Below are 23,324 nucleotides of genomic sequence, written 5' to 3'. Positions count from 1 at the left end.
GGTTGTTATAAATCCTCTACCCTTTCTATTACAAACTAAACACTAAAAAAGCAATCCTCATTCGTACAAGGATTGCTTAAAACCATTTATGCGTTTGTGAATTTCTGAATGTCCTCAACTATAACATCAATTGCTTCTTGCCAGAAATCAGCTTTTGTTAAATCAACATCAAGATGTTTCTTTGCTAATTCTTCAGCGGTCATCCTGCCGCTATCTTGTAGCAAGGCAATGTATGAGTCTTCAAACGACGCTTCTGATTTTAATGCTCTTGCATAGATCCCCATGCTAAACAAGTAGCCGAATGTGTACGGGAAATTGTAGAAGGGTTGTCCAGTAATGTGAAAATGGAGTTTTGAAGCCCAGAAGTAAGGGTCATAGGAAGCTAGCTTCCCGCCATATGCTTCTTTTTGCGCTTCTACCATTAATTCATTAAGACGCTCAGTTGGAACCATCCCTGCTTTTCTTTCCTCATAAAAACGTGTTTCAAATAAAAAGCGTGAATGGATGTTCATGAAAAAGGCTAATGACCGTGAAAGCTTGTTTTCCGTTAACATTTGCTTTACATCTTCACTATCCGCTTCATCAACAAGCGCATCTGCCACGATCATCTCCGCAAATGTTGAGGCTGTTTCCGCAATGCTCATTGGATACTGCTTTTGCGACTGAACCGGGTTGTCTTTTAAGCACCAGCTATGATAGGCATGTCCCAGTTCATGGGCTAAAGTTGCCACATTCGACATTGATCCGTCATATGTCATAAAGATACGAGATTCTTGTTCCATCGGAAAGCCTGTGCAGAATCCACCAGGTCGCTTACCGGAACGATTTTCAGCTTCAACCCAGCCATCACGAAGAGCCATCTCTGCAAAATCAGCCATTTTTGGACTGAATCGCTTGAAGTGTTTAATAATAAGCTCACAAGCTTCTTCATAAGGAATATTGTTTTTCGACTCATCTTCCAATGGAAGTGGTGCACCGATATCATGAAGAGCAAGTTGATCTACGCCTAAGATTTCTGCTTTTTTGTCCATATAGGTATAGAGTGTAGGTTTATTTTTTGTAATAGTGTCCCACATTGCCGTTAACGTATCTTCGGAAATTAAATTAAGTTCAAGTGGTTCTTTTAAGACATTATCCCAGCCACGTTCTTCATACAGTTTCAAACGAAAGCCCGACAGACGGTTTAACGTTTGCGTAAATAAAGGTGCCTGCTCTTCCCATGCTGCAAGTGCTGCTTTAGATGCACGTTCACGAACGGATCGATTTGTGCTTCCAAGTCGATTATGTAATTGACCTGCCGATAATCGTTTTGTTTCGCCATCTTCTTCAAAAGGAATTTCCATACGTCCTACTGCCTCATTGTATACTGAGCCCCAAGCATGATACCCATCTTTGGCGAGTTTGGAAGCAAGTTCTTCTTTTTCTGAACTCATTTTATCGTTGGCTTTTTTACGCGTTTTCTCAAGCATAAAGGCCGAATCTTTAACGGCATCCTTTGTTAACAACTCATTAAATTCTGTCTCGCTTAATTCTCCGAGCTTTTCTTCAAGCAATAACTGGATTTTCTGAACCTTTACTTGTTGCTCTTGCACTTGCTCCATTAAAAGCAGTGCTTTTTTATCTTTTACATTTTGCGCAGATAAGCAAGAAACAAAGGCGCCTGTTTGTCTGAGCCTCGGACTGATTCCTTCAATGGCATGCACCAGTTCTACGATCGTTACATCTGATTTACGTTCAATCCACTTATTAATCTGATTATCAGTTTCATGCAAGAATTCAGTAAATTCTTTTGAGTCGCTGCCACCTTTAAAGATTGAATCTAAATCCCAATTAATTGGATAACTCATAACAGCCTCCTACACATTTATTTCGTATCTCGTAGTAATTCTATCATTTATTTTGATTATTTGCACGTTAAATGTCGAAAAAAAGACTCGATAGCATTGCACCAACCGTTAGCCATCCTAACACAACTAGCAGCTTCTCTTGCGGTTGATAGCTTGTCCATTTTTTTATCATAAAAAAGCCCCCTTGTTTTCATACATCGTATGAAGCAAAGGAGCAAATTATCACGATTATTTTAGTAATTGATTGAGTTTAGGAAAAACGTGTAAAGCTGTATCGTGGAAGAAGCGTTGATGAAATTTATCCGGTATGATGCCCCCAAGCCATTCAATATAAGGCTTTACTTGGACAAGCGGCCAGTCCGTTCCAAATAGATAGCGATCATAGCTGTCTCCATAAATTAAAGCATGCTTAAAGTGATCAAAATAAGGATTATCACTTTTGAGGTGCTTCGCAACTTTTTCTGAAGTGCCAACAATCAGCCCTGATAAATCAGCGTAAACATTCCGGTTCTTATAAATAACTTCCGCTGCCGACAGACACCAAGGGTCCCCAAGATGAGCCATGACAAATGTAACGTTACGATGCTGAACCGCTACTTCATCAATTGTTAGCGGATGCGCATATTTCAAGATTGCATTCTCTGCATACGTATCGCCTGTATGGAATACAACGGGAACGTGATGCTTTTCCGCTAACTGATAGACCGGCTTGTACACATCATCATAGGCATAAAACGGGTAATAACCTAAATAGATCTTTATCCCGACATTCTCTGGGCTTTTTAATGCAAAATCTAATTCTTCAAGAGCTGCATTCGTTAAGGCAAAAGGGTTAATCCCAATACAGATTCCCATTGTTTGTGGACGGTTCGGCAGGTTTAGTCCCATTAAAGCCGGTGCGCGGTGATCTGGAAACGCAGCTTGGTTGCTTTCCTCTAAGCCCATTCCAACAGATCCAATTACATTGGCTTCTTTAAATTCTTGTTCTAATCCTTCATAGGTGTAGCGAATATGGGCTAAATCATGTGCAGTCCTCCGAAATGAATCGATCTCTGAAAAATGCACATGGGCATCAATAATTTTCAATCAGTAAGGTCCTCCTTTAATTGTACGTCTCTTATCCATTCCCAACCTCGGCTTGCCGGTAAACCTTCAGTCCATACAAAGAATTGCGGCTGTGATTGAACACGTTCTTGATGGGGCCACTTTTCTAGTTTTTCAATAGTCATGTAGGCAAATACATCTTTATTCTGATAAAATTCTCTGCTTTCAACTTGGTTCTGACTAATGACTACTAACGATTCATCCGTATCATTAGCATACAGCCGATTAACAGAATCAAGGGCTTGTCCATTTAACTCAAACTGTCCACCTCTTAAATGATACAGCTCATCTTCACTCGCCGTTGGATAAATAGAAAGTGCTTCTCGATTCAGAAAGCTTCCTGACAACCACTGTTTTTCCGTTAACAGCGTTGGCCCTTTTTCACATTGGATTAAGTGAGCGAGTACTGTAGCGCCTGGTAATGTAACGTAATATTGATTCAGTACCGCTCCTGCATAGTCACGATGGTCGTTGAACTGAATCGAGATCTTTATCCCATGCCACTGCTGGTTCCATTGATCGTTCATTTTTACAAAAGAAACGGTGTGAGTTTGTTCCATTATCGTCCGAAGTTGAAGATTTCTAGGAATTGTCATGATGCCCCCGCCCCAAGGGTTCCACCAGCTTTTCGGACCCGCCTTTGGGTAAAGATGATCGAGCCACTCTCGCTTTGTTTGAATGGAGTACACAGCTGGATAGTATGTTTCAGACGCTCTGAAAACAAGTTCGCCATTCTCAACTGTATGAACTTGATGCCCATCAATTTCTTCCACTTTTGAAACGACTTCAATATCATTTTGGCGGATGGTCTGAAGTAAACGTTTCTTTTCATAATGTTCACCTTTGTAATGAAGTTGAAGCGCTTTAGTTGGTGCAGTCAATGTAACAGAATGCGTGATTGTAACTTTTCCGTCTGTTTGTGAAAATGGATAGGAAGCCCTGTCCTCATCTTCTACGTGAACATGCCCTTCGTCTCTTTCTTTTTTACCAGTAAGAATGTCTATCTCGACAGCTTCTTGATTTCGAACAAATCCATTCTTTTTAAAAGAGGCAAATTCGGCAGGAAGTACGCGATTCTCTCGATTTAATTGTTGCGCAAGCGCTTCTGCGGTCTGAAACTTATTTGGGAAAAGCACAAACTCCATTCTTTGCGACGAAGCTTGACTTTTCAGTGGTTCGACATTCCAACGAAGACATAAATCGTCGTCTAACTCAACGAACTGTCCCTTTTCATCGGCTGTTAAGCCTAGCGTACCTTCTTTCCATTTCAATAAAACCCATTGATCGTTATGTTGATGTAAAGGAAGCTCATTAATTTCTAGTAAATTTACTTGGTTTACGTGGAGAATGCCTTTTTCAGTTGGTAAAAATACTTGGTCAGGAAAAAAGTAAAACGGCAAATTAATCGAGTTTACATCTACTGTATCGTGTGTTTGATTCTTAATAAACATTGCCACTTCAACTGATTTATTACGATCCCAGCGATAGTCTATTGTTAATAGAGCCTTACCTCCCAGCAACGGGTAGGTCGAATGAACAAACAGCGCGTTCTCATTAACCTCACAACTCAAGTGATTCCAACCGACCGTAGCAAGTTCATTTGATAATGGTTCATTATAAGACGGATAGAGCAGCGTCCACGGTACACGCCGTTTATTAGTTTTAGCATAAATCATAAATGAATCTTTGTTAAATAACAGCTCATCCTTCCCATTCACAACCGTAAATTCTTTTTCCCGTTCATAAAATCCTAGCGTCTCATCAGAAGGCAGAACGAGCGGAATCGTTTTCTGATGAGGCGTAGAAGACTGGTCAATTGTTATGAGGATGGAGAGCTCTCCTACTCCCATCTCCTTTAGCGAAAAAGGAACGCTAATCGTGGCCGTTCGCTTTTCATCAACTGTAACTGTATTTGAAGCTTCGGAGAGTTCAATCCAGTCGTTTTCTAAAACAATTAACGTTGTTTTCACCATTTGTTTTTGTTGATTTGTAACTTCTATTATGAGTTCACCTTTTTGACTTTCTTCAACTAATGCTGGTTTATTCACATAGGCTGCTAATTTAAGCGGCTCTTTAATAACATAGCCACAGGCTAACGGGCAAGAGACGTCATTAACCTTTAGTGGAATCGAGCAGTATGGGTGCGATTTCCATTCCGATTGCTCTGTTATTTCATATGAATGGTTTATTTTGAATGGAAAGGTAAAAATGGCTTCATTTTTGATATTTTCATTGATTGCATAAGAAAAATCAAACGGAACTGGTGCCGTACCGGCAGCCTCAATATGCATTGGATTATTTGTTTTATTCGTAACCTTTAATACAGCCTCATACTGTACACCTGTATTTAATACCTTTGAAGGTAATAACCACTCCGCTTTAAATTCATCCGTTTCAATTAAATAAATTTGACGAGAACTATGTTCGATTCCTACTTGAACATTCTGATTAAATAGTTCAAATAAATAGGTAAACACGGAAAAATCTTTTACCTTCTCTTGATTCGGTGCAATCGCTAAATCTTGTTTCAACGATTGGTACCAGTTGTCGTTATTGATTAATAATTTCAAAAAAGGATGCTGCAAAACGAGCGGGATGAAGTTCATTAAATGAGTCGAGTCATCACGATCTTCCCAAAAGAAACCACAGCGCTTATAGAGTGGAACAGCCTTTGTATTGCCTGGCCAAGTATATAAATCAAGTCTCGGCCACTCAGACTGAACCGTACGTTTGATTGCTTCTAAAACAAGTGCTTTGCCCACGCCTTTCCCAAGATAATCTGGATGAGCATTTAGTAAGGGAATGTAAAGTGCACCTGTATCTTGTTGATATTCAGATAAGCCACAATACCCAATAACCTTGTCTTGTTCAAGAGCAAGCATGGTCACAATGTTTCCCAGGTTCTTTTCTTTCTTGTCTCGTTCTTCTGCTGTTTCCATTTCGTCGCCACCGCCAAAATGGTCTCTGCTCTCATTCCACATCTTCGCAGTAGCTTCAGCATACTTTTTCGTATATTCTGTTAGTTTCATCTATGTATCCCCCTTCCCTCTTATTCTAGCGATTTTCTGCCTGGAATGCAAAAAAAGGAAGTTCGCGCTTTGCGCGAACTTCCTTTGACAACTATTTCTCATTTGTGTGGCTAACGTAAGCTGAGATGTCGATATTCAATTGATCAGCAAGCGTTTGCCCTAGCGTCTCATCCGCACGATAAAAGTTGCACACTGCGCGTAAAGCCGTTTCCTCAGCAACTTGCTCTAAATCGCCAACTAAGTTCTTAACTAACGCTTCTTGAACGTCTTTTGTATAACCGCGATAGATTTTACCCGCTTGACCGAAGTGATTCTTTTTCTCGATTGCGATTCGACCAGTTGTCCCATTAATTGGCGCGCGGTAATCTTGATAGCCTTGCGCTTCTTTAGGTGTTTCCTCGTATCTGTTTGGCTCATAATTAATTCGATTTGTTTGTTGCCCAACTGGCATTGCTCCATCGCGTTGATTGTTTGCTTTCTGTGCAAACGGACAGTTCACAGGGAGGTTCAAGTAGTTTGCTCCGACACGGTACCGTTGTGTATCTGAATAAGAGAAAATACGTCCCTGCAACATCTTGTCCTCAGACGGTTCAATTCCTGGAATCAGATTTCCTGGATTAAAGCCTACTTGTTCTGTTTCTGCAAAAACATTGTCCGGGTTACGGTTTAACGTCATCGTTCCAACAAGCTGATACGGGATATCCTCTTCAAGCCAATCTTTCGTTGAATCAAGCGGATGGAAATCAAAATTATCTAGGTCAGCAGGATCAAGAATTTGCACATATAAATCCCACTCAGGAAAGTCTCCATTGTCAATTGCTTCTACTAGATCTCTCGTCGCATGGTTAAAATCTTTTCCTTGAATTTTTTCCGCTTCTTCTCCCGACAAGTTGCGTTGTCCGAGCTTTGGAACCCAACGTAGCTTCACATAGACCATGTTCCCATGCTCATTGACCCATTTGAAAGCATGGACGCTTGAGCCACGCATTTCGCGGTAAGAAGCAGGAATTCCTTCATCGGTAAACAAATGCATCAGCATATTCGTTGTTTCCGGCGATAGTGACATAAAGTCCCAATAGCGATCGGGATCTTGAATATTCGTACGTGGATCTGGTTTTAATGAATGAATGACGTCTGGAAATTTAATTGCATCGCGGATAAAGAACACTGGAAGATTGTTCCCGACAAAATCATAGTTCCCTTCTTCCGTGTAAAATTTAACCGAGAAACCACGCGGATCTCTTAAAGTTTCCGGCGACGTCCCACCATGGATAACGGTAGAGAAACGAACAAATAACGGCGTTTCTTTGCCGTCTTCTGCAAGGAAATTAGCTTTTGTATAACGCTTCATATTGTTTTTCACTTTAAACACACCGTGCGCACCGACGCCCCGTGCATGAACAACTCTCTCTGGAATACGTTCACGGTCAAAATGAGCTAACTTTTCGACTAAATGGTAGTCCTCCAGCATTGTCGGACCATGTTGACCAGCGGTACGCGAATTTTGATTATCATAAATCGGATGTCCTTGGTTATCTGTTAATCTTGTCATATGTAGCATCCCCCTCATAGAGAATCTCTTCTCTTCAGTAGAGTTCTTTTCCCGTGAAGGACAACTCGTAAACCTTTAAGTCTTAGCACAGTGCCTCAGTTTATCTCCATAAAAAAGAAGAAGGAATCATCCTTCTTCAGAAAAACGTTGAAATACAGGACCTGGACTCGTTTGATAAACCGTTTCCCCAACAAGTTCATTTACGATGCGCGCATTCCGTTCGACCGAAAGCCCTAAATTGGTTGCGCTTGTACCAAGACCGTGTTCTAAATTCGTTAACGTAAAGATTCGATTAGAACGTTTTTCTTTGAACTTAAGCTCGGCATTACGCGTTACAGCAAATTCTTTGTCGCTTTCCATTACCAAATCACTTTTCATTGCTTCAAGCCACTTAGGAATAGCAGGTTTGTATCCTGTTGCTAAAACAACCTTCTCTGTTTGATGGGAAAATTCTTTTTGCTGCTGCCACTGCTTTCCGATAAGTTTATAAGAACGTGGGCCGCTTTTTTCAATCGAATCCACTTCAATTGCAGCTTGGATAAGCGCAGGCGAACGATTCGTATGAATGCTTCGATGGTAAAGCAAATCGTAAATTTTGTGCAACGTTTTTTGTTGAACGCCGTTGCGCAAATTCCCAAGTAACGGTAAGGCTTCTTTTCTTGCCTCATAAGGAAGATCATGAAAATAATCTACATAGGACGGTGAGAATAGCTCTTGGCCCACTTTTGAATCTTCTAACTGGAAAAATCCTGCTGAACGCGTGAACCAGCTTAACTCGTAGTCATGCTCTGGTTGTGCATGAAGTAGTTTATAAAATATTTCAGCTGCACTTTGTCCAGAACCAACGACGGTTACTACTCTCGCTGCTTTGATGTCTTCTTCATGGTGTCCGTATACACTTGAATGAATAATATCATCATTTAATTGCTCAGCCATGTCGCCTGGAACTAGGGGGGTACTTCCCGTCCCAACGACAAGATGATTTGCATAAACGACTCGTTTGATATCTTTTCCTTTTACTAGAAGCTCCACTTTGTATCGCTTTTTATTTGCTTCATAAACAACATTTTCTACACGCGTTCCAAAATGACAGTTTTCTAGCTGTTGAGACACCCATTGGCAGTAAGCGTTGTACTCAAGCCGCGGAACGTCAAATCGATTAAAAAAGAAAAAAGTCATTAACCGTTCATGGATGTGGGCGTAATTCAAGAAAGTGTATTTACTCCTTGGATTTGCAAATGTCACTAAGTCAGCTAAAAAAGGGACCTGCAAATCCGTTCCATCTAACAGCATCCCAGGATGCCATTGAAATACATCGGTTTCATCAAAAAAAGCAGTAGATAAAGTTGTTTTTTCTTCTAATAACGCTGCCAAACCTAGGTTAAATGGACCGATTCCGATCCCGATGACGTCATACGACTGTTCCATTTTCTACTCCTACTTAAATACATTTCGTATCATTTTATTTGCGAGCTTGCCCTGTTTATACCTAAGAGGCATATCGAATTTCGTTGTTTGCTTTAACATCCCTTTTTGGTGAGAGAAGGTTCGAAAACTTTCAAACCCATGATAGGCACCAATCCCGCTTGGTCCCTTGCCACCAAATGGAAGATAAGGATTTGCCACATGCATTAATGTGTCGTTAATACAGCCTCCACCAAAAGAGAGTTGTTCAGTGAACAGTTGCTGGCTGGCTTCTCTTTCTGAGAACACATACAAAGCAAGCGGATTCGGTAATGAGCGAACGCGCATTAATGCCTCAGAAGAGGATTTATACGTAAAGACAGGCAGGATAGGCCCAAAAATTTCGTCTTGCATAATTGGCGAATTCCAAGAAACATTGGTCAAGATTGTTGGGGAGATTAATCGATTTTCTTTAGAATATTGCCCGCCTAAAACCACATGCCCATTATCTAAATAGTGATAAAGCCGATTAAAATGCTTTTCATTCACAATTTGAGTAAAGGTACCATTTTTCGTTTTATCAGCAAACATTTCATATGTGTGATCTTGCAATTTCTTTAAAAACTTATCGTGAACACTTTCATGAACGAGGACGTAATCTGGTGCAATACATGTTTGACCAGCGTTAGTAAACTTCCCCCAAGCAATTCGCTTGGCGGCAAGATCTAGCTTTGCATCTTCTGTGACAATTGCTGGGCTCTTACCACCTAGTTCAAGCGTGTGTGGAGTTAAATGTTTAGCAGCTTTTTCCATCACGATTTTCCCTACCGCAACACTTCCCGTGAAGAAGATATAGTCAAACGGCTGGTCAAGTAGTGCTTCGGCTGTTTTTGCATCGCCTTCAACAGCTGATACAATTTCCTGAGGGAACGTAGCCCTAATGGCTCCGGCTATAGCACTTGACGTATGTGGTGTTAGTTCAGACGGCTTGACTACTGCGCAATTACCCGCTGCAAGAGCACCTACTAAGGGGGAAAAGGTTAGCTGGATCGGATAATTCCAAGGAGCAATGATTAGAACACTGCCATAAGGTTCTGAAAGAATATAGCTTTTTGACCCTGTATGACTAACAGGTGTCTTAACCTTTACTGGTTCCATCCATTCATCAAGTGAATCAATTGCATGTGTAATCTCTTGATGAACATTGCCAATCTCCATCATAAATGCTTCTGTTTCTTGTTTGTTCAAATCTTTGTTAACGGCTTGAAGAAATTCTTCTTCATGTTGGATTAACATATTCTTTAATTTCGTTAGTTGTTTCTTACGAAAGGAAGCTGATTTTGTTGCCCCTGAAAATACATATTCTTGTTGGACACTTTTTAGCGTTTCATACATCTCTAGCACGTCCTTTCCTTCATTCGATCTCTTTAGGTTTTACCCTTTGTTAGCCGTTCTTAACCGCTCTTTATGATTTCCGGCCATAATCGGCTTTAATTTCTCCATATGTTGCCGTATCCCATTTATAGATCGGGTTATGATTCGGATTGTCTTTAAGCCATTGTTCAGCTCGTTCAACAAGTGTCCAAATTTCTTCGGTTTCTGCTGTGCGCTTTAACGTTGAATTGGCTTTCTTCTTTTTGACCCAGCCGATTGCTGTTTTTGAATCAGAATAAACAGGTTTAGACGACTGTTCATTTTTTAAGTAAGCAAGTCCGTGGACAATTGCCAAGAACTCGCCCATGTTATTCGTTCCCATCGCAATTGGTTCTTTTTCAAAAATCACTTCGCCACTCTTCGTATCGACACCTTTGTATTCAACGCGGCCTGGATTTCCATGACTACCTACATCAACACTAATACTCTCCCAAATCACTGGGTCTGCAGGCGTTGCTTTTTTCTGCTTAAAGCTTTTTGTGGAACTTGAACTTCCCGTCCGCTTTGTTCCTCCATTTAAAGCAGATTCTGCCTCTGCTAAAGTTGGAAAGGATTTAAATCGTGCTCCAGTAAACCCTTTCACTTGCGCTTCACATTCTGACCATGAAAGAAAGATTCCTGTTTTCCGGCCTTTCCAAACCACGTAGTATTTTTGTTTTGCCATTTCTTGAATTCTTCCTTTCGACATACATTTTTCTTTATTCGTTTTTTCTTTTAACATGAAGCTTTAATTGAGCAATTGTCCCTACACCTAGCTTAGATTGTACTTCTACACTCATTGATAACTTTTTAGCTAGATTTTCAACTAAATAAAGACCCATTCCTGTTGATTCACCAAATAACCGACCATTTGAACCTGTATAAAAAGCATTCATTACGCTTGGTAAATCTTGCTTTGCGATGCCAATTCCTTCATCTACAATTGACAAGCTGTCTTGATCCAGTCTAATCGTAATCGTCGTTTGTTCATAGCTGTACTTTACAGCATTTAAAATAAGTTGCTCAATCATGAAAGATAACCACTTTGAGTCCGTATGTGTGACATAATCCTCTGGAATCAGTATCTTGGGATATAATTCCTTTTGAATGAAAAGACGTTTATTTTCTTGAACAATTTTTTTGACAAGTACTGCGACATTCACCTTATCGATATGGTAGTCTTTGTCAAATTGAGAGTAACGTGCCGTATGTAATGCAAGTGATAATCCTTTATGCAATCGAGTAATTTCTTGCTCAAGACTAGTTGACTCTGGATGGTCTTCCGCAATCATTTCCAACACGGACACCGGTGTTTTCATTTGATGGACCCATTGATTCATAAATTGAATATGTCGTCGTTTTTCCATTTGCAATTGCTGAATCTCGTCTTGCTGAAGTCGGTAGACGGTAGACATCATCTTATTTTGAGCCCGTACCAGTGGTCCAACACCATCAATTTCCCAGTCATTTAATTGAATATCTTGTTGCTCAAGTTTACCATAAAATGTTTTAAGTTGATAAAAGCGAACGCTCAAGTAAATACACAAGATTAAGATACTCAAGAAAGCGCCATATAGAATTAAAGCTACACTTATATCTGTACCAGAATAGACGAGAAAACAGATAATCGCTAGCTGCACAAAATAGAACGAGATTAAGAGTAAATGATCATGAATGAACAATTTCATATTATGGTTCTCCTACTTTAAGCCGATAACCTACTCCGCGCACGGCAATAATTTGATGTGGCGCCTTAATCGAATTTAATTGTTTTCGTACACGAGTAACATTAACACTTAATGTATTCTCATCGATAAACTCACTCTCATCCCATAGCGTTGCAAGTATTTTTTTGCGATCGACTACTTCTGGATAACTTGACATGACTAATTCGAGTAAATTTGCTTCTTTATAAGAAAGAGGGCTTCTCTCTTGTTTGAATTCAACTAGTAGCTTCTTTTTATATAAAATGAGCTCCTCACAAATAATCGCTTGCTCTTTTGTTTCTGCGTATGCACCATATGACCGCCTCAGATGACTTCTTACTTTTGCGACTAGCAGTTCGGTCGCAAACGGTTTTGTTATGTAATCGTCTCCGCCATTTTCAAGCGCCCGTACTTGATCTTGATTCGAATCTCTGGCGGAGATGAATAGAATCGGACACGTTGTTTTTAACCTTATCTGATTACACCAATAAAACCCATCAAAGCTAGGTAGGTTCACATCAAGTAAAATTAATGAAGGAGACTCCTTTTCAATTAAAAATAATAAATCACTACTTCCGTCATGACAAACAACGTCAAACTGGAATCGAGTCAACTTTTCTCGCAACAAGTCACTTAACCGCTGGTCATCTTCTACAATTACTATTTTCTTAGTCACGATCATCGCACCCTTTCGTATCATCCTATTAGCATACTTGATAATTCGTATGAGTCATAGATCAAAAAGGTGGGAATGCATTCATACCATGCATTCCCACCTTCTATTCTTCCCATTCTATTTGACGTAAGAGCCGGTTTGTATAGTTCTGTTTCATTATGAAAAAATAAATTAATTGTGCAACAGTAAATATCATCAACACGATTAACATGGATGAATGGATACTTAAAGCATACATCGTTTGCAAAGCTATAAAAGCAAAAGCCGCATGAACCGTAGCAACAACAAATGGAAGAAAAAATAAGATTGCTGTTTCTAATGAAACCAGTCTCCTCATCTCTTGTTCTGTTAAACCAAGTTTTTTTAAGATTAAAAAGCGCTTTTGATCTTCTTTAAGATCTGTGTAGATCCGAAAATACAGAAAGCTTCCCCCTGTTAAAAAGAATACGAGTCCAGTCATTACGGCGATGAGTATCATTGTGGAATACAGTTCCATTCGTTCAACATATCGATCTGCTACATTGGCATACTGCGTACGCTCGCTTCGCAAGTTATTATCAAGGCCTTCTACTTCTCGCCAATTCGGTACAAAAAAACCGTCAAACTGTAGCATTACGTTTGGTGTGATTGCTGCATAGTCTCGATCATTTAAAACAATTAAGTTTCCTCCTAAAAGCGTATCAGGGATTAATGGACGTTCAACTACATCGTCGATCAAAAAAGGGGTGTCATGATGCAATAGGGAAACGGTTTCACCTATGCGCCTGTCTCGAAGGCTCTGAACCGAATCAAGAAAAGCTGGTATCAGTGCAGCTCCTCCTTTACCAATTGACACAGTTTCCCGACCTATAATGCCCATTGCTTCATTATAGGAAGTTTCCGAGAATAAAGCGATTGACTGACCTGACGATTCGCTTTCCATTCCTTTTACAGGTGTAGAAAAAAACGAGTAATCCAAATTTGCTTTCTGTAAATTCGACTCTAACATCGCCAGATCCGATTCTCGTCTGCCATCATAATTCACATTGGAGCGCTCTGAAGCAGGGCGACTGGCATCATGAATATTCCCACTAACATATGAAAAAGCAAACGGCTGACCAGCTACTTCTTGGTCCGCAATTGTTGACAAAGAAGCAACTGCCCCCACCGCGCTCATTGCGCCAGTAGTTACAATTGTGACTAAAAAGTAAATACGGCTATTATCTTTTAATTTGAACAGTAGGTTAGATGCCAAGAGTAAGCGTGTTTTCTTCCAATGACGCCTTTTTTTCTGCTGAAATCGTTTTACAATAAGCACGCTCGCTTGTGTAAATAAAAAGTAAGTCCCTATTATAATAAGAGGGGCAACAATAATTAAGTCTTTTCCTAAATCAATTGAGTTCGTTATCGTAGATCGGTAATAGCCATAGCCAATTGAAACGATTGCTATCACTACTAAAATCAGACTCGTCTTAGGATAAGGTTTTGGTTTTGACGTTCCATGTAGCAGTTCTTTCACTTCGTTAACGCGGATCATGTACGTTGAGATGGATGATACAACTAGAAATAAGATTCCGTACATGAGCGTTGTTATTCCAATGGTCATCCACGGAAAGTAAAACGGAAGGTGGGTAATTCCGAGCATTGTCTCACCTACGAGTAAAAACAGCTTCATAAAACAAAGACCCGCTACGATACCAACTAGTAAGGCAATACCCCCCATCATGCTGTTTTCAATGAAAATTAATTTACGGAGCTGACTCAATCTCATACCGTGCATTGTTAGTAGTCCAAATTCCTTTTTTCTCACTTGAAGAAAAGCACCTAAAGAATAGAGAACAAAAAATCCTGAGAAAAGAAACACAACGATTCGCGCTAAATACAATCCGAAATAACCAATTCTTGAAATGTAGCCAATTTCTATTTGTGGATGATTAAGGAGCATAGAAAAGCTAAAAAAAACAAAGATTGAAAACACGCTCGCAAAAAAGAAAGCGAGATAGGTTGACTTATTCCGCCAACTATTACGAAAAGCGAACTGACGAAAAGTCATCTTCAGTGCCTCCTAGAGATATAAGCACATTTGAGATCTGTTGATAAAAATCCCCTTGTTTCGTTGGTCGGTATAGTTCGTTATACAATCTCCCATCTTTTAAAAACAAGACTCGGTCGCAATAACTTGCAGCAAGTGCATCATGAGTAACCATTAGAATCGTCGTTTCTTCTTCAAGACGAATCTCGGCTAACAATTGCAACACTTCTTTTGAGGACTTCGTATCTAGGTTTCCTGTTGGCTCATCACAGAGAACAAGCTTCGGTTTATGAATGAGCGCACGTCCGATCGCCACTCGTTGCGCTTGTCCACCTGATAGTTCATATGTACGCTTTTTAGCGTGTTCCTTTAGGCCCAACCGGGTTAACATTGTATCACTGCGTTGTTCCATCTCTTTTATCCCGTACCTGCCTAATGTAAGCGGGAGGACGATGTTCTCTTCCACGGTCAATGTATCTAATAGATGAAACTGCTGAAACACAAACCCAAGCGTTGTTCTCCGAAAATCAGCAAGCTCATTTTTCGACAAGGCTTTAATAGGCCGCTGGTTTACGAAAACCTCTCCAGATGAAAGGCTGTCTGTCGTTCCGATAAGATTAAGCAAGGTCGACTTTCCACTCCCAGATGGACCCATTACAGCAACAAACTCTCCTGCACTCATCGAGAAAGATACGTCTTCCAATGCTTGATAAGGTAGTCTTCCTTGATAAATTTTGCTTATGTTTTCGAGCGTTAACATCCCTTCACCTCTTAGCAATTTGTAGTCTTTATTTTGTTTAAGCATAAAGATATTTTCTTTTAAAAACTATTGATTTTACTAACAGCTTCCTTACATTTTTGTAAGAAAACTTATGTAGGTATCAAGTCTTTTTTATTTGTCGAGACTACATAAAAGGAAGGAGCAACGAAAATGGAAATACATGTAGAAAGCAAACGCTCTGTTGATGGAGCTGGCAATTTCATATGTACTGAAAATAACAACCTATTTTTGCTTGCCATTGATACAGGTGATAAGTACCCCTTTTTATTACTATCTCTTCAAAATTTTGCTATAATCCAAAACTATGATGAATTGCCCACACGCGAAGAACTCGAAGAAGACATCGGAGAACCAGTAAAGGAAATATACAATCAAGATCATGCTTCTATAACGCTACTTTAAAAAAGCAATGACCCAAAAGAGATGTTTGGATCATTGCCTGAAATTTTATATTATCCTACTTTTTCTGATAGTTCTTTTAGTAAATCATGCGCAGCTTGCTTGCTTAAGACAACATGACCATTGGCGAGAAGGTAATGCTCGTCCGACGACTCTCCAGATACCATGCACGTTTTCATACTTGGTGCATATTTTTGAACGATTACTTTGTCATTTTCAACGTATACTTCTAGCGGCGTGCCAATATCAATACCCATAGTACTTCGTAATTCTTTTGGTAGAACAACCCTGCCCAATTGATCCACTTTTCGTACAATCCCGGTAGCTTTCATTCTTACGCCTCCTTTAAAAATGAAAAAATTCTCTCTAGTTATTAAACCATGATAACGCCTTGTATACCACCTTTTTCAGAAAATTTAACTTTGGGAATTTATTTATTCATGTTAAAAGCACTGACCCTTAAGGGCCAGTGCTTTACTGAGCTGAATCAGCGGTCGATTGTTCATACCAGTTATCAAGGACTTTTGCATCTAACACTTTTGTTTCAATGTATGCTCCTTGTTTTTTCGAAAACAATAGTTCCCAATCAAATTCTGACTCGGCTGCAATTTGAACGAGCGTGAGAAGCTCCTGCCACGCCACATACCTCTTATACCAAAAAAACTGCGGCTGTTCTGTCATATAGGGATAAAGATCATCAAAAGACGTATGCTTGCAATCTATTGTTCGTTCAAATTGTGTTTTTGCTTCTGTTAATTTTTTCTCAAGGTATTGGTGGAGTTCATTTTGATTCACCGTAGTTGCCCCCTCTTACTTTTTTCAATTATAACATAATTTTATCGAATAACATGATTTTCGCAGTCGATTATTGAATGCAATCATGGAAGAAATCGTTCTCGTTCAGATGGACTAGGTAACCGGCATGTTTCTTTCTCACCAAACCAACGTAGGCGATTTTTAGCAATCCATTCGTACAATCGATTGCGGATAGGGCGCGGAATTAAAATAGCTAACCTAGCGGGTTGCCAGTAAAAACTCAGCTTTGGAACAATCTTTATTGCAGCATCGCTTTTAGAAAAGGCACGATTGTTTTCAATAACAATCATTGAATCAATATGGTCAGGAATCCCGTATTCTTTTTTTAAGCGTTGACCACTCTCTGATTGTAAAGAAGCGAACTGGTAATAGCCTTTTTTATCCTGTTTGATCACAAAGTCTACGGCTTGATTGCATAAATTACAAACGCCATCAAATAAAATGATTCCACTCATACGATCCCTCCTTCTTAATTCGAGTCTACCATAGATTGGTGCATGGAAAAAGGGTTACAAAAACAGGCTTGGGGCATGGAAAACTATACTATGTGAAATTGCGATTCATTCTAAAAGATTTTTGCCCCTTCCCCCACCTTTTGAGACACCTCATACAGGCAATTCATTACGTTTCTGTGACAAAACAGGCACTAGGTCTCAGTTTTTAGCACCCAGTTGCAACGTTATTTCCATCCTTTTCCCCTTTTCCTTTTGAGCGCTACTTGTTACACTTACAGCTATTGATGATTATGGAAGAAATGTGGTGACTTTTGTATGTTTTCAACTGCTCAAATTGGAATTGATTTAGGAACAGCGAACATTCTTGTATACAGTAAGGATAAAGGAATTATTTTAAACGAACCTTCAGTTGTCGCTTTAAATACGGATACACGAGCTGTACTTGCAATTGGAATTGAAGCTAAAGCAATGGTTGGTAAGACGCCTTCACATATTGTTGCAGTAAGACCGCTTCGAGATGGTGTTATTGCCGATTTTGATGTAACTGCAAGCCTACTTAAAGAAATTATGCGTAAAGCGAGCAAGAATATGGGTCTTGCCTTGCGTAAACCAAACGTTGTTGTATGTGCCCCTACAGGTTCCACTTCTGTTGAACGTCGTGCGATTTTAGATGCGGTTCGTAGCTGTGGTGCGAAGAACGTTCACATTATTGAAGAACCTGTCGCGGCAGCAATAGGTGCTGACTTGCCAGTAGAAGAGCCGACTGCCAACGTAGTAGTTGACATCGGTGGTGGAACAACGGAAGTAGCAATCATTTCTTACGGTGGCGTTGTGTCTTCAAAATCTGTCCGCGTTGGCGGAGACAAGCTGGATGAAGCCATTATTCAGTATGTCCGCAAAACGTATAACATTTTAATTGGAGAGCGGACAGCTGAACAAATTAAAATGGAAATTGGACATGCGCCGATTGATCATGAACGAATGACAATGGAAGTGCGTGGACGAGATCTCGTCAATGGTTTACCTAAAACGATTGAACTTCACTCAGCTGAAATTCAAGAGGCGATGAGTGAGCTATTGCTGCAGTTATTAGAGGCGCTTCGAGCGACATTAGAAGACTGCCCACCAGAACTTAGTGGTGACATTGTCGATCGCGGTGTTTTATTAACAGGAGGAGGAGCACTGCTAAACGGTTTACAAGACTGGATTGCAGATGAAATCTTTGTCCCAGTCCATGTCGCAGCCAATCCGCTAGAATCCGTTGCCATTGGTACAGGTCGCTCTCTATCCTTTATTGACAAGCTTCAAAAAGCGACGGTTTAATTTGAAAAAGCGCATCGGTCTAGTATTGACCGTGCGCTTTTTCTATATCTGTTTTATTTAGTGATTACGCCTCTACTCTTAAAAGAAAAAGTCTGCAATAATGAGCAAAATAAGTGATACAAACCAAGCAATTGTAGTTGGTACCGACCACACAAGAATTTGTTCTTTCGCTTGTTTAATTCCAATAGTACGGTTTACCACCCAGAATAAGCTGTCATTAAAGTAAGAGAAAAACAATGATCCGAGAGCTGCAGCTTGAGCAGCTAATATCATGTTCACATCCATGCCAGCTAAAATCGGTGCGGTAATTGAAGCAGCTGTAATCATGGCAACTGTTCCACTACCTTGAATAAAGCGTACAAGCGTGGCAACCACAAACGGTAACAAGATTGCTGGAATACCTGTATTCACAACAATATCAGCAATATGATCACCAACACCTGTTGTCCGAAGTACGAAACCTAGCGCTCCACCTGCTCCTGTTACGAGCAGGACGATACCTGCTTGTTTAATGCCTTCCTCCATTCGATCTAAAGCTTCTGAACGTTGAACGTGTCCAAATAAACCATAAATGGCGAGGAGTACCCCAATACCGACCGCAATAATTGGCGATCCGAAGAACTGGACATACTCGACCCACATCCCTGATAGTCCCATCGCTGCGGTTGTTGTATTTAAAAAGATTAAAAAGACAGGCACAAAAATCGGCAAGGCCGAACGTAGCAATGACGGTAAATCTTTGCTTTCTTTTTCTCCAATCCAGTCTTCAATCGTAATTTCTTCTTCGGGACGGATCCAATCTAGTCCATCATCACTCGGTATTTGATAGATTCGTTTTCCAAGCCACTTCGCATAAAGTACCATTGAAATCACAATCGGAATACCAAACAACATACCTGTAATAATCATCCAGCCGATGTCAATTCCAAAAATTCCAGCTACACCTAAAGGACCCGGTGTTGGTGGGACAGCACTATGAATAACAACCGCACCACCAGCTAACGCCACTGCAAGCGTTACAATCGAGCGTCCAGTCTTCTTTGATAGCGCTTTCGCAAGTGGACTTAAAATAATAAATGCAGAATCAACAAAGATTGGAATGGAGACAATATAGCCAGTAACAGCCATAGCCCATTCTTCTTTTCGTTTTCCTAACCACTTTACGACTGTGTAAGCTAACCGTTCTGCCGCACCTGATACTTCGAGAATGCGCCCCATCATCACTCCAAAACCGATAACAATTGCGATAGAGCCTAATGTATTTCCAAATCCTTGTGTGATCGCATCAACAACCGCTGTCGGTGTCATTCCCCCTACAAGACCTGTAATTGATGCTGCAATGATTAAGGCTAAAAAGACGTGAACCTTTGTTTTGACAACTAAGAAAATCAGAACAATAATTGCAATAGCAAGTCCAATAATCATTTGCGTACCAGATACATCCATAATCCTATCCCCCAACACGCGTAAGCGCTTTAATTGTAGTTAAATCATGAAGGACTGATAATCAGCCCTTCACATAAACATTTATTCTTGCCCAACGAAATGTGGTGCATATTTAGCTGCTAGCTTAATGGATTCTTCCATGCTAACCGAGCTTGCAATCCCTTGACCGGCAATATCAAACGCTGTTCCATGATCAACAGATGTTCTTAAGAATGGTAGACCATTTGTAATTGAAATCGTGCGGTGAAAATCTGTCATTTTTGCTGCAATATGACCTTGATCATGATAAAGAGAAAGAACGGCATCGTAGCGCCCATTTAATGCTTGGAAGAAGACTGAGTCAGCCGGAACCGGACCAACAGCGTCAATTCCACTCTTTTGAGCAAGCTCAATACCGGGCTTAATCTCATCCATTTCCTCTGTTCCAAATAAGCCATTTTCCCCGCTATGTGGATTTAATCCCGCAACTGCAAATGTACGGTTTTCAACACCTAGCTTTTGTAACGCTGCATCACAACGAACTAAATAATCGTGGACACGCTCTTTTGTCATTTGGCCAATTGCGTCTTTTAGTGACAAATGTCTCGTTAAGAAGAAGATGCGCATGTTACGAACTTCAAACATTGTCAACGGATCATCAATCTTTGCAACACCAGCAAGCATCTCCGTATGTCCAATGTAAGGAACCTTTGCCGCTTTTAACGATTCTTTATTTATTGGTGCTGTTGCCATCGCTTGTGCTTCATTTGACTGGCAAAGCTCTGCCGCATATTTGATGTATTCAAATGCCGCTGAACCATTTGCTGCATTCACCTGACCAAACTCATACTCTGGTAGATCTGGGAAATCGATTAAATCAATCGTTCCATATTCTCCTTTTGCTTCACTTGTTTTTTCAATTAGATTAATCTTTAAATCAACTTCTTTTACTTCAAATAAGCTTTCTAATACTCTCGCATTACCAATAACAACTGGTGTACAGATGTCATAGATTTCTTTCTTATTTAAAGATCCTAGCGTAATTTCCGGTCCTATCCCTGCTGGGTCGCCCATTGTAACAGCAATAATTGGTTTCATGTTTCATCAGCCTCCTGTTTTAATTGTTACTTGATCAATAAATTTCACACATTCATAAATGGCTTTCTTATCGCCAATCAGACCACCTTTAGTCACAATCGGCAGTCCATCGAAATAACCACCATCAAATGTTCCGTATGCTGCAAGTGGCATCACTTCATCTTTTAGTGCAATTCCGTTCGCGCGACCTAATGCACAAACAGAAGCGGTTACATCTCCACCACTCGTAAAGCAGCCAGCAAATGTCATTTGTTCTTGTGTAAGCAATTTCCGACTAATCGTTGCTAGCCCATCGGTAATACGCTTTGCAAGAGCATCTGCACTCTTACCTTCAACTACTGCTTTCTCTTTTAATGGAACAAGCTTTTGACCATTTTTATGCGTTGTCACAATAAGGATCCTGTCTGACTTGGCTTGGTCGAGCGCGGCTTGTGTTGCCCGCTCTACTTCTTCATCCCATGTCTCCGTATAACTAGCCAGCTGTTCGGGATCAACATATACAGGCGTTGATCCTGTTTTGTCAATTAAATAGGATAGCTGCTCACCAGTTAAACTTGTTGCACTTCCGACTGAGACAAGAATCGTTCCATTTTGTTGTTCTTTTTGCAACATTGCTCGGGCATAACTTGCGGTTAACGGGCCTGGGTCCGCGCAGAGGACCGTTTGTTTAAGCAACGTTAATGCGGTTGCTACATTTTCAACCTGCTCAGTAGTCACTGCATCAATGACCACTACTCGATGACCTTTATTTATTTCTGATTGTATTGCTTCAAGAATGTCTGGCTCCGCTTTCATAACCGTGCTTAGTTGAACAAATCCAACCTTATGTGTTGTTTGTTCAGTGAGTAGGTCTGGAATAAACGACTCTGTAATAGGTGCGATTGGGTCTTTTGATACATATGTTTCTTGCAACGGTACACCGTCTAGCAATAAATAACCACCTGCCATCGTTCTTCCTGAGTCCGGAAAAGACGGCATGACAACACTAATTGCATCAGTCGGCAGCAACGCGAGCATCTCATCAATTTCAGCACCTATGTTTCCTCGAAACGTACTGTCAATTCGCTTCGTAAATAATTCGGCTCCCCAAGCGACAAGCTCATTCATTGCCCGTCTGACCCGCTGCTTTGCAATTGTTTGGTCAATGTAGCGACTATCTGTGTCCATAATGACGGCATCAAAATAGCTGTTTGCTGGAAGGTTCGCACTATGAACAATTGTTGTTGCTTGAAACCCTTGTTTGACTAACTTAACTCCAGATGCATTTGCACCAGTTAAATCATCAGCAATGACACCAACCTTCATCTCTTCGTCCCCCTTTTATTTGTCTAAGCGGACCTGTAGAACATTCTCATGATAGTGTTCAAGTTCACTTGCGGAAAGAGTTGAATCAGTAATAATACCTGCAACTTTATCAAGTTGACTCACGTGAGCAAATGCCTTCTGTTCAAATTTACTCGAATCACAAAGCAACCATGTTTCCCTCGCTGCTTCAATCATTAATTGCTTCATTTTTGCTTTTTCAAGCGTAGGTGCCATTACACCAGCTGTAGCATCAACCGCATGTGCGCCTAACAAAAACAAATCAACATGAATGGACTGAATCAGTGTTTGCGCTTGACTCCCATACAGTGCACCGACTTCAGACTGTACTTCACCGCCAGTCACAATACAAGTGACGGAAGAATGAACCAGCTCCGCAGCAATTTTTATATCATTGGTTATGATTGTTAAATCTGAGCGATCTTTTAGCAGCCTCGCTACCTCAAGTGTTGTCGTACCAGAATCTAACAAAATAGTCGAATCTGACTCAATAAGAGAGATTGCTTTCTGAGCGATGTTTCTTTTCGCTTGTAAATGCTCAATTTCTTTACGCGCATACGGCGTTTCCCGTATTAGTGCTTTTTGTGGAACGGCTCCACCTGGCGTGCGAATAACTTGATTCTCTGCTTCAAGCTGGGTTAAATCTCTTCGTATTGTCATTTGTGATACTTGTAGCTGCTCTGCAAGTTCATCTATTTCAACTTTACCGTGCAGCTCGAGATAGTTTTGAATAAATGATTGTCTCTCTTTAGCTTTCATGTTCATTTATAACACCTTTCATTGTTAATTTAAAACAATTTTCGACATAAGTCAACATAAAAATGTTAATTATAATCATTTTATGTTCATTTATAGTTAATTATAACAAAATACTAGGGATTTTTTGATCCTTAGCAACATAAATCGTCTGTTTAGAAAACCAAACTGTTAAAAAGAAACATTATCTTAACAATACTGCTAAT

Annotated in this window: 20 protein-coding genes; 2 read left to right on the top strand and 18 right to left on the bottom strand. The window is 40.3% G+C overall.

What is annotated here, in order from left to right; all coding sequences use genetic code 11:
* Positions 1–86: 86 nt before the first annotated feature.
* From JOC54_RS03325 to JOC54_RS03275, 11 genes are all read right to left on the bottom strand, one after another.
* On the bottom strand, positions 87–1,847 hold the full coding sequence (locus JOC54_RS03325) for a M3 family oligoendopeptidase (protein ID WP_204464395.1): 1,761 nt from the start codon (positions 1,845–1,847) through the stop codon (positions 87–89).
* Positions 1,848–2,075: 228 nt separating this feature from the next.
* Positions 2,076–2,933, bottom strand: coding sequence for an amidohydrolase family protein (locus tag JOC54_RS03320; protein ID WP_204464393.1), 858 nt, complete (start codon positions 2,931–2,933; stop codon positions 2,076–2,078).
* Positions 2,930–5,980 carry a GNAT family N-acetyltransferase gene (locus JOC54_RS03315; protein ID WP_204464385.1) on the bottom strand — a complete coding sequence of 1,017 codons (3,051 nt, stop codon included), beginning with the start codon at positions 5,978–5,980 and terminating at the stop codon, positions 2,930–2,932. Before JOC54_RS03315 ends, JOC54_RS03320 begins: the two co-directional genes overlap by 4 nt.
* Positions 5,981–6,071: 91 nt before the next feature.
* On the bottom strand, positions 6,072–7,532 hold the full coding sequence (locus tag JOC54_RS03310; RefSeq protein WP_035422271.1) for a catalase: 1,461 nt from the start codon (positions 7,530–7,532) through the stop codon (positions 6,072–6,074).
* 126 nt (positions 7,533–7,658) lie between these two features.
* On the bottom strand, positions 7,659–8,960 hold the full coding sequence (locus tag JOC54_RS03305; RefSeq protein ID WP_204464384.1) for a lysine N(6)-hydroxylase/L-ornithine N(5)-oxygenase family protein: 1,302 nt from the start codon (positions 8,958–8,960) through the stop codon (positions 7,659–7,661).
* Between the two features lie 9 nt (positions 8,961–8,969).
* Complete coding sequence (locus JOC54_RS03300; RefSeq protein WP_204464382.1) at positions 8,970–10,331, bottom strand: aldehyde dehydrogenase; 1,362 nt, start codon at positions 10,329–10,331, stop codon at positions 8,970–8,972.
* Positions 10,332–10,401: 70 nt separating this feature from the next.
* Entirely contained in the window at positions 10,402–11,034 is a 633-nt protein-coding gene (rnhA, locus tag JOC54_RS03295) for a ribonuclease H (RefSeq protein ID WP_204464381.1), read from the bottom strand.
* 34 nt (positions 11,035–11,068) lie between these two features.
* A complete protein-coding gene (locus JOC54_RS03290; RefSeq protein ID WP_204464380.1) occupies positions 11,069–12,037 on the bottom strand; it encodes a sensor histidine kinase in 969 nt (322 codons plus the stop codon).
* Between the two features lies 1 nt (position 12,038).
* A complete protein-coding gene (locus tag JOC54_RS03285; protein ID WP_204464464.1) occupies positions 12,039–12,737 on the bottom strand; it encodes a response regulator transcription factor in 699 nt (232 codons plus the stop codon).
* A 97-nt stretch (positions 12,738–12,834) separates the two neighbouring features.
* Positions 12,835–14,763, bottom strand: a complete 1,929-nt coding sequence (locus JOC54_RS03280) for an FtsX-like permease family protein (RefSeq protein WP_204464377.1) — start codon at positions 14,761–14,763, stop codon at positions 12,835–12,837.
* A complete protein-coding gene (locus JOC54_RS03275) occupies positions 14,735–15,502 on the bottom strand; it encodes an ABC transporter ATP-binding protein (RefSeq protein WP_035422277.1) in 768 nt (255 codons plus the stop codon). Before JOC54_RS03275 ends, JOC54_RS03280 begins: the two co-directional genes overlap by 29 nt.
* 171 nt (positions 15,503–15,673) lie before the next feature.
* Here JOC54_RS03275 and JOC54_RS03270 point away from each other — a divergent pair, with 171 nt between their 5' ends.
* A complete protein-coding gene (locus JOC54_RS03270) occupies positions 15,674–15,925 on the top strand; it encodes a hypothetical protein (RefSeq protein ID WP_035422255.1) in 252 nt (83 codons plus the stop codon).
* A 50-nt stretch (positions 15,926–15,975) separates the two neighbouring features.
* Here the strand turns inward: JOC54_RS03270 and JOC54_RS03265 are convergent, their stop codons facing one another.
* The 3 genes from JOC54_RS03265 to JOC54_RS03255 all read right to left on the bottom strand — a co-directional run bounded on the left by JOC54_RS03265 (position 15,976) and on the right by JOC54_RS03255 (position 17,193).
* The gene (locus tag JOC54_RS03265; RefSeq protein WP_035422253.1) at positions 15,976–16,254 is read right to left on the bottom strand and encodes an AbrB/MazE/SpoVT family DNA-binding domain-containing protein; all 279 of its coding nucleotides are present in this window, start codon (positions 16,252–16,254) and stop codon (positions 15,976–15,978) included.
* 142 nt (positions 16,255–16,396) lie between these two features.
* Entirely contained in the window at positions 16,397–16,717 is a 321-nt protein-coding gene (locus JOC54_RS03260; RefSeq protein WP_035422252.1) for a hypothetical protein, read from the bottom strand.
* A gap of 83 nt (positions 16,718–16,800) precedes the next feature.
* Positions 16,801–17,193 (bottom strand): thiol-disulfide oxidoreductase DCC family protein, encoded by a 393-nt coding sequence (locus JOC54_RS03255; RefSeq protein ID WP_204464375.1) that lies wholly within the window; start codon positions 17,191–17,193, stop codon positions 16,801–16,803.
* Between the two features lie 315 nt (positions 17,194–17,508).
* Here JOC54_RS03255 and mreBH point away from each other — a divergent pair, with 315 nt between their 5' ends.
* Positions 17,509–18,516, top strand: a complete 1,008-nt coding sequence (gene mreBH / locus JOC54_RS03250) for a rod-share determining protein MreBH (RefSeq protein WP_204464373.1) — start codon at positions 17,509–17,511, stop codon at positions 18,514–18,516.
* Between the two features lie 78 nt (positions 18,517–18,594).
* Here mreBH and JOC54_RS03245 read toward each other — a convergent pair whose 3' ends face one another.
* The 4 genes from JOC54_RS03245 to JOC54_RS03230 form a co-directional block, all read right to left on the bottom strand.
* The gene (locus tag JOC54_RS03245; protein WP_204464368.1) at positions 18,595–19,962 is read right to left on the bottom strand and encodes a GntP family permease; all 1,368 of its coding nucleotides are present in this window, start codon (positions 19,960–19,962) and stop codon (positions 18,595–18,597) included.
* An 81-nt stretch (positions 19,963–20,043) separates the two neighbouring features.
* Positions 20,044–21,039: a 4-hydroxythreonine-4-phosphate dehydrogenase PdxA gene (gene pdxA / locus JOC54_RS03240; protein ID WP_054794150.1), complete on the bottom strand. Its 996-nt coding sequence runs from the start codon at positions 21,037–21,039 to the stop codon at positions 20,044–20,046.
* A gap of 6 nt (positions 21,040–21,045) precedes the next feature.
* Positions 21,046–22,344 carry a four-carbon acid sugar kinase family protein gene (locus JOC54_RS03235; protein ID WP_204464367.1) on the bottom strand — a complete coding sequence of 433 codons (1,299 nt, stop codon included), beginning with the start codon at positions 22,342–22,344 and terminating at the stop codon, positions 21,046–21,048.
* Between the two features lie 15 nt (positions 22,345–22,359).
* Positions 22,360–23,127: a DeoR/GlpR family DNA-binding transcription regulator gene (locus tag JOC54_RS03230; protein ID WP_367617755.1), complete on the bottom strand. Its 768-nt coding sequence runs from the start codon at positions 23,125–23,127 to the stop codon at positions 22,360–22,362.
* Positions 23,128–23,324 lie beyond the last annotated feature (197 nt).

The sequence above is a fragment of the Shouchella xiaoxiensis genome (assembly GCF_016907895.1).
In the GTDB taxonomy this organism is placed as follows: Bacteria; Bacillota; Bacilli; order Bacillales; family Bacillaceae_D; genus Shouchella; species Shouchella xiaoxiensis.
The sequence above is the reverse complement of the archived record's forward strand: the minus strand, read 5'-3'. Positions and strand labels throughout refer to the sequence as shown.

What these genes read in the sequence shown, in the direction of transcription:
- JOC54_RS03325 (WP_204464395.1), bottom strand. Translation starts at nt 1,847, where the DNA reads ATGAGTTATCCAATTAATTGGGATTTAGATTCAATCTTTAAAGGTGGC.
- JOC54_RS03315 (WP_204464385.1), bottom strand. Translation starts at nt 5,980, where the DNA reads ATGAAACTAACAGAATATACGAAAAAGTATGCTGAAGCTACTGCGAAG.
- JOC54_RS03310 (WP_035422271.1), bottom strand. Translation starts at nt 7,532, where the DNA reads ATGACAAGATTAACAGATAACCAAGGACATCCGATTTATGATAATCAA.
- JOC54_RS03305 (WP_204464384.1), bottom strand. Translation starts at nt 8,960, where the DNA reads ATGGAACAGTCGTATGACGTCATCGGGATCGGAATCGGTCCATTTAAC.
- JOC54_RS03300 (WP_204464382.1), bottom strand. Translation starts at nt 10,331, where the DNA reads ATGTATGAAACGCTAAAAAGTGTCCAACAAGAATATGTATTTTCAGGG.
- rnhA (WP_204464381.1), bottom strand. Translation starts at nt 11,034, where the DNA reads ATGGCAAAACAAAAATACTACGTGGTTTGGAAAGGCCGGAAAACAGGA.
- JOC54_RS03290 (WP_204464380.1), bottom strand. Translation starts at nt 12,037, where the DNA reads ATGAAATTGTTCATTCATGATCATTTACTCTTAATCTCGTTCTATTTT.
- JOC54_RS03285 (WP_204464464.1), bottom strand. Translation starts at nt 12,737, where the DNA reads ATGATCGTGACTAAGAAAATAGTAATTGTAGAAGATGACCAGCGGTTA.
- JOC54_RS03280 (WP_204464377.1), bottom strand. Translation starts at nt 14,763, where the DNA reads ATGACTTTTCGTCAGTTCGCTTTTCGTAATAGTTGGCGGAATAAGTCA.
- JOC54_RS03275 (WP_035422277.1), bottom strand. Translation starts at nt 15,502, where the DNA reads ATGTTAACGCTCGAAAACATAAGCAAAATTTATCAAGGAAGACTACCT.
- JOC54_RS03270 (WP_035422255.1), top strand. Translation starts at nt 15,674, where the DNA reads ATGGAAATACATGTAGAAAGCAAACGCTCTGTTGATGGAGCTGGCAAT.
- JOC54_RS03265 (WP_035422253.1), bottom strand. Translation starts at nt 16,254, where the DNA reads ATGAAAGCTACCGGGATTGTACGAAAAGTGGATCAATTGGGCAGGGTT.
- JOC54_RS03255 (WP_204464375.1), bottom strand. Translation starts at nt 17,193, where the DNA reads ATGAGTGGAATCATTTTATTTGATGGCGTTTGTAATTTATGCAATCAA.
- mreBH (WP_204464373.1), top strand. Translation starts at nt 17,509, where the DNA reads ATGTTTTCAACTGCTCAAATTGGAATTGATTTAGGAACAGCGAACATT.
- JOC54_RS03245 (WP_204464368.1), bottom strand. Translation starts at nt 19,962, where the DNA reads ATGGATGTATCTGGTACGCAAATGATTATTGGACTTGCTATTGCAATT.
- pdxA (WP_054794150.1), bottom strand. Translation starts at nt 21,039, where the DNA reads ATGAAACCAATTATTGCTGTTACAATGGGCGACCCAGCAGGGATAGGA.
- JOC54_RS03235 (WP_204464367.1), bottom strand. Translation starts at nt 22,344, where the DNA reads ATGAAGGTTGGTGTCATTGCTGATGATTTAACTGGTGCAAATGCATCT.
- JOC54_RS03230 (WP_367617755.1), bottom strand. Translation starts at nt 23,127, where the DNA reads ATGAACATGAAAGCTAAAGAGAGACAATCATTTATTCAAAACTATCTC.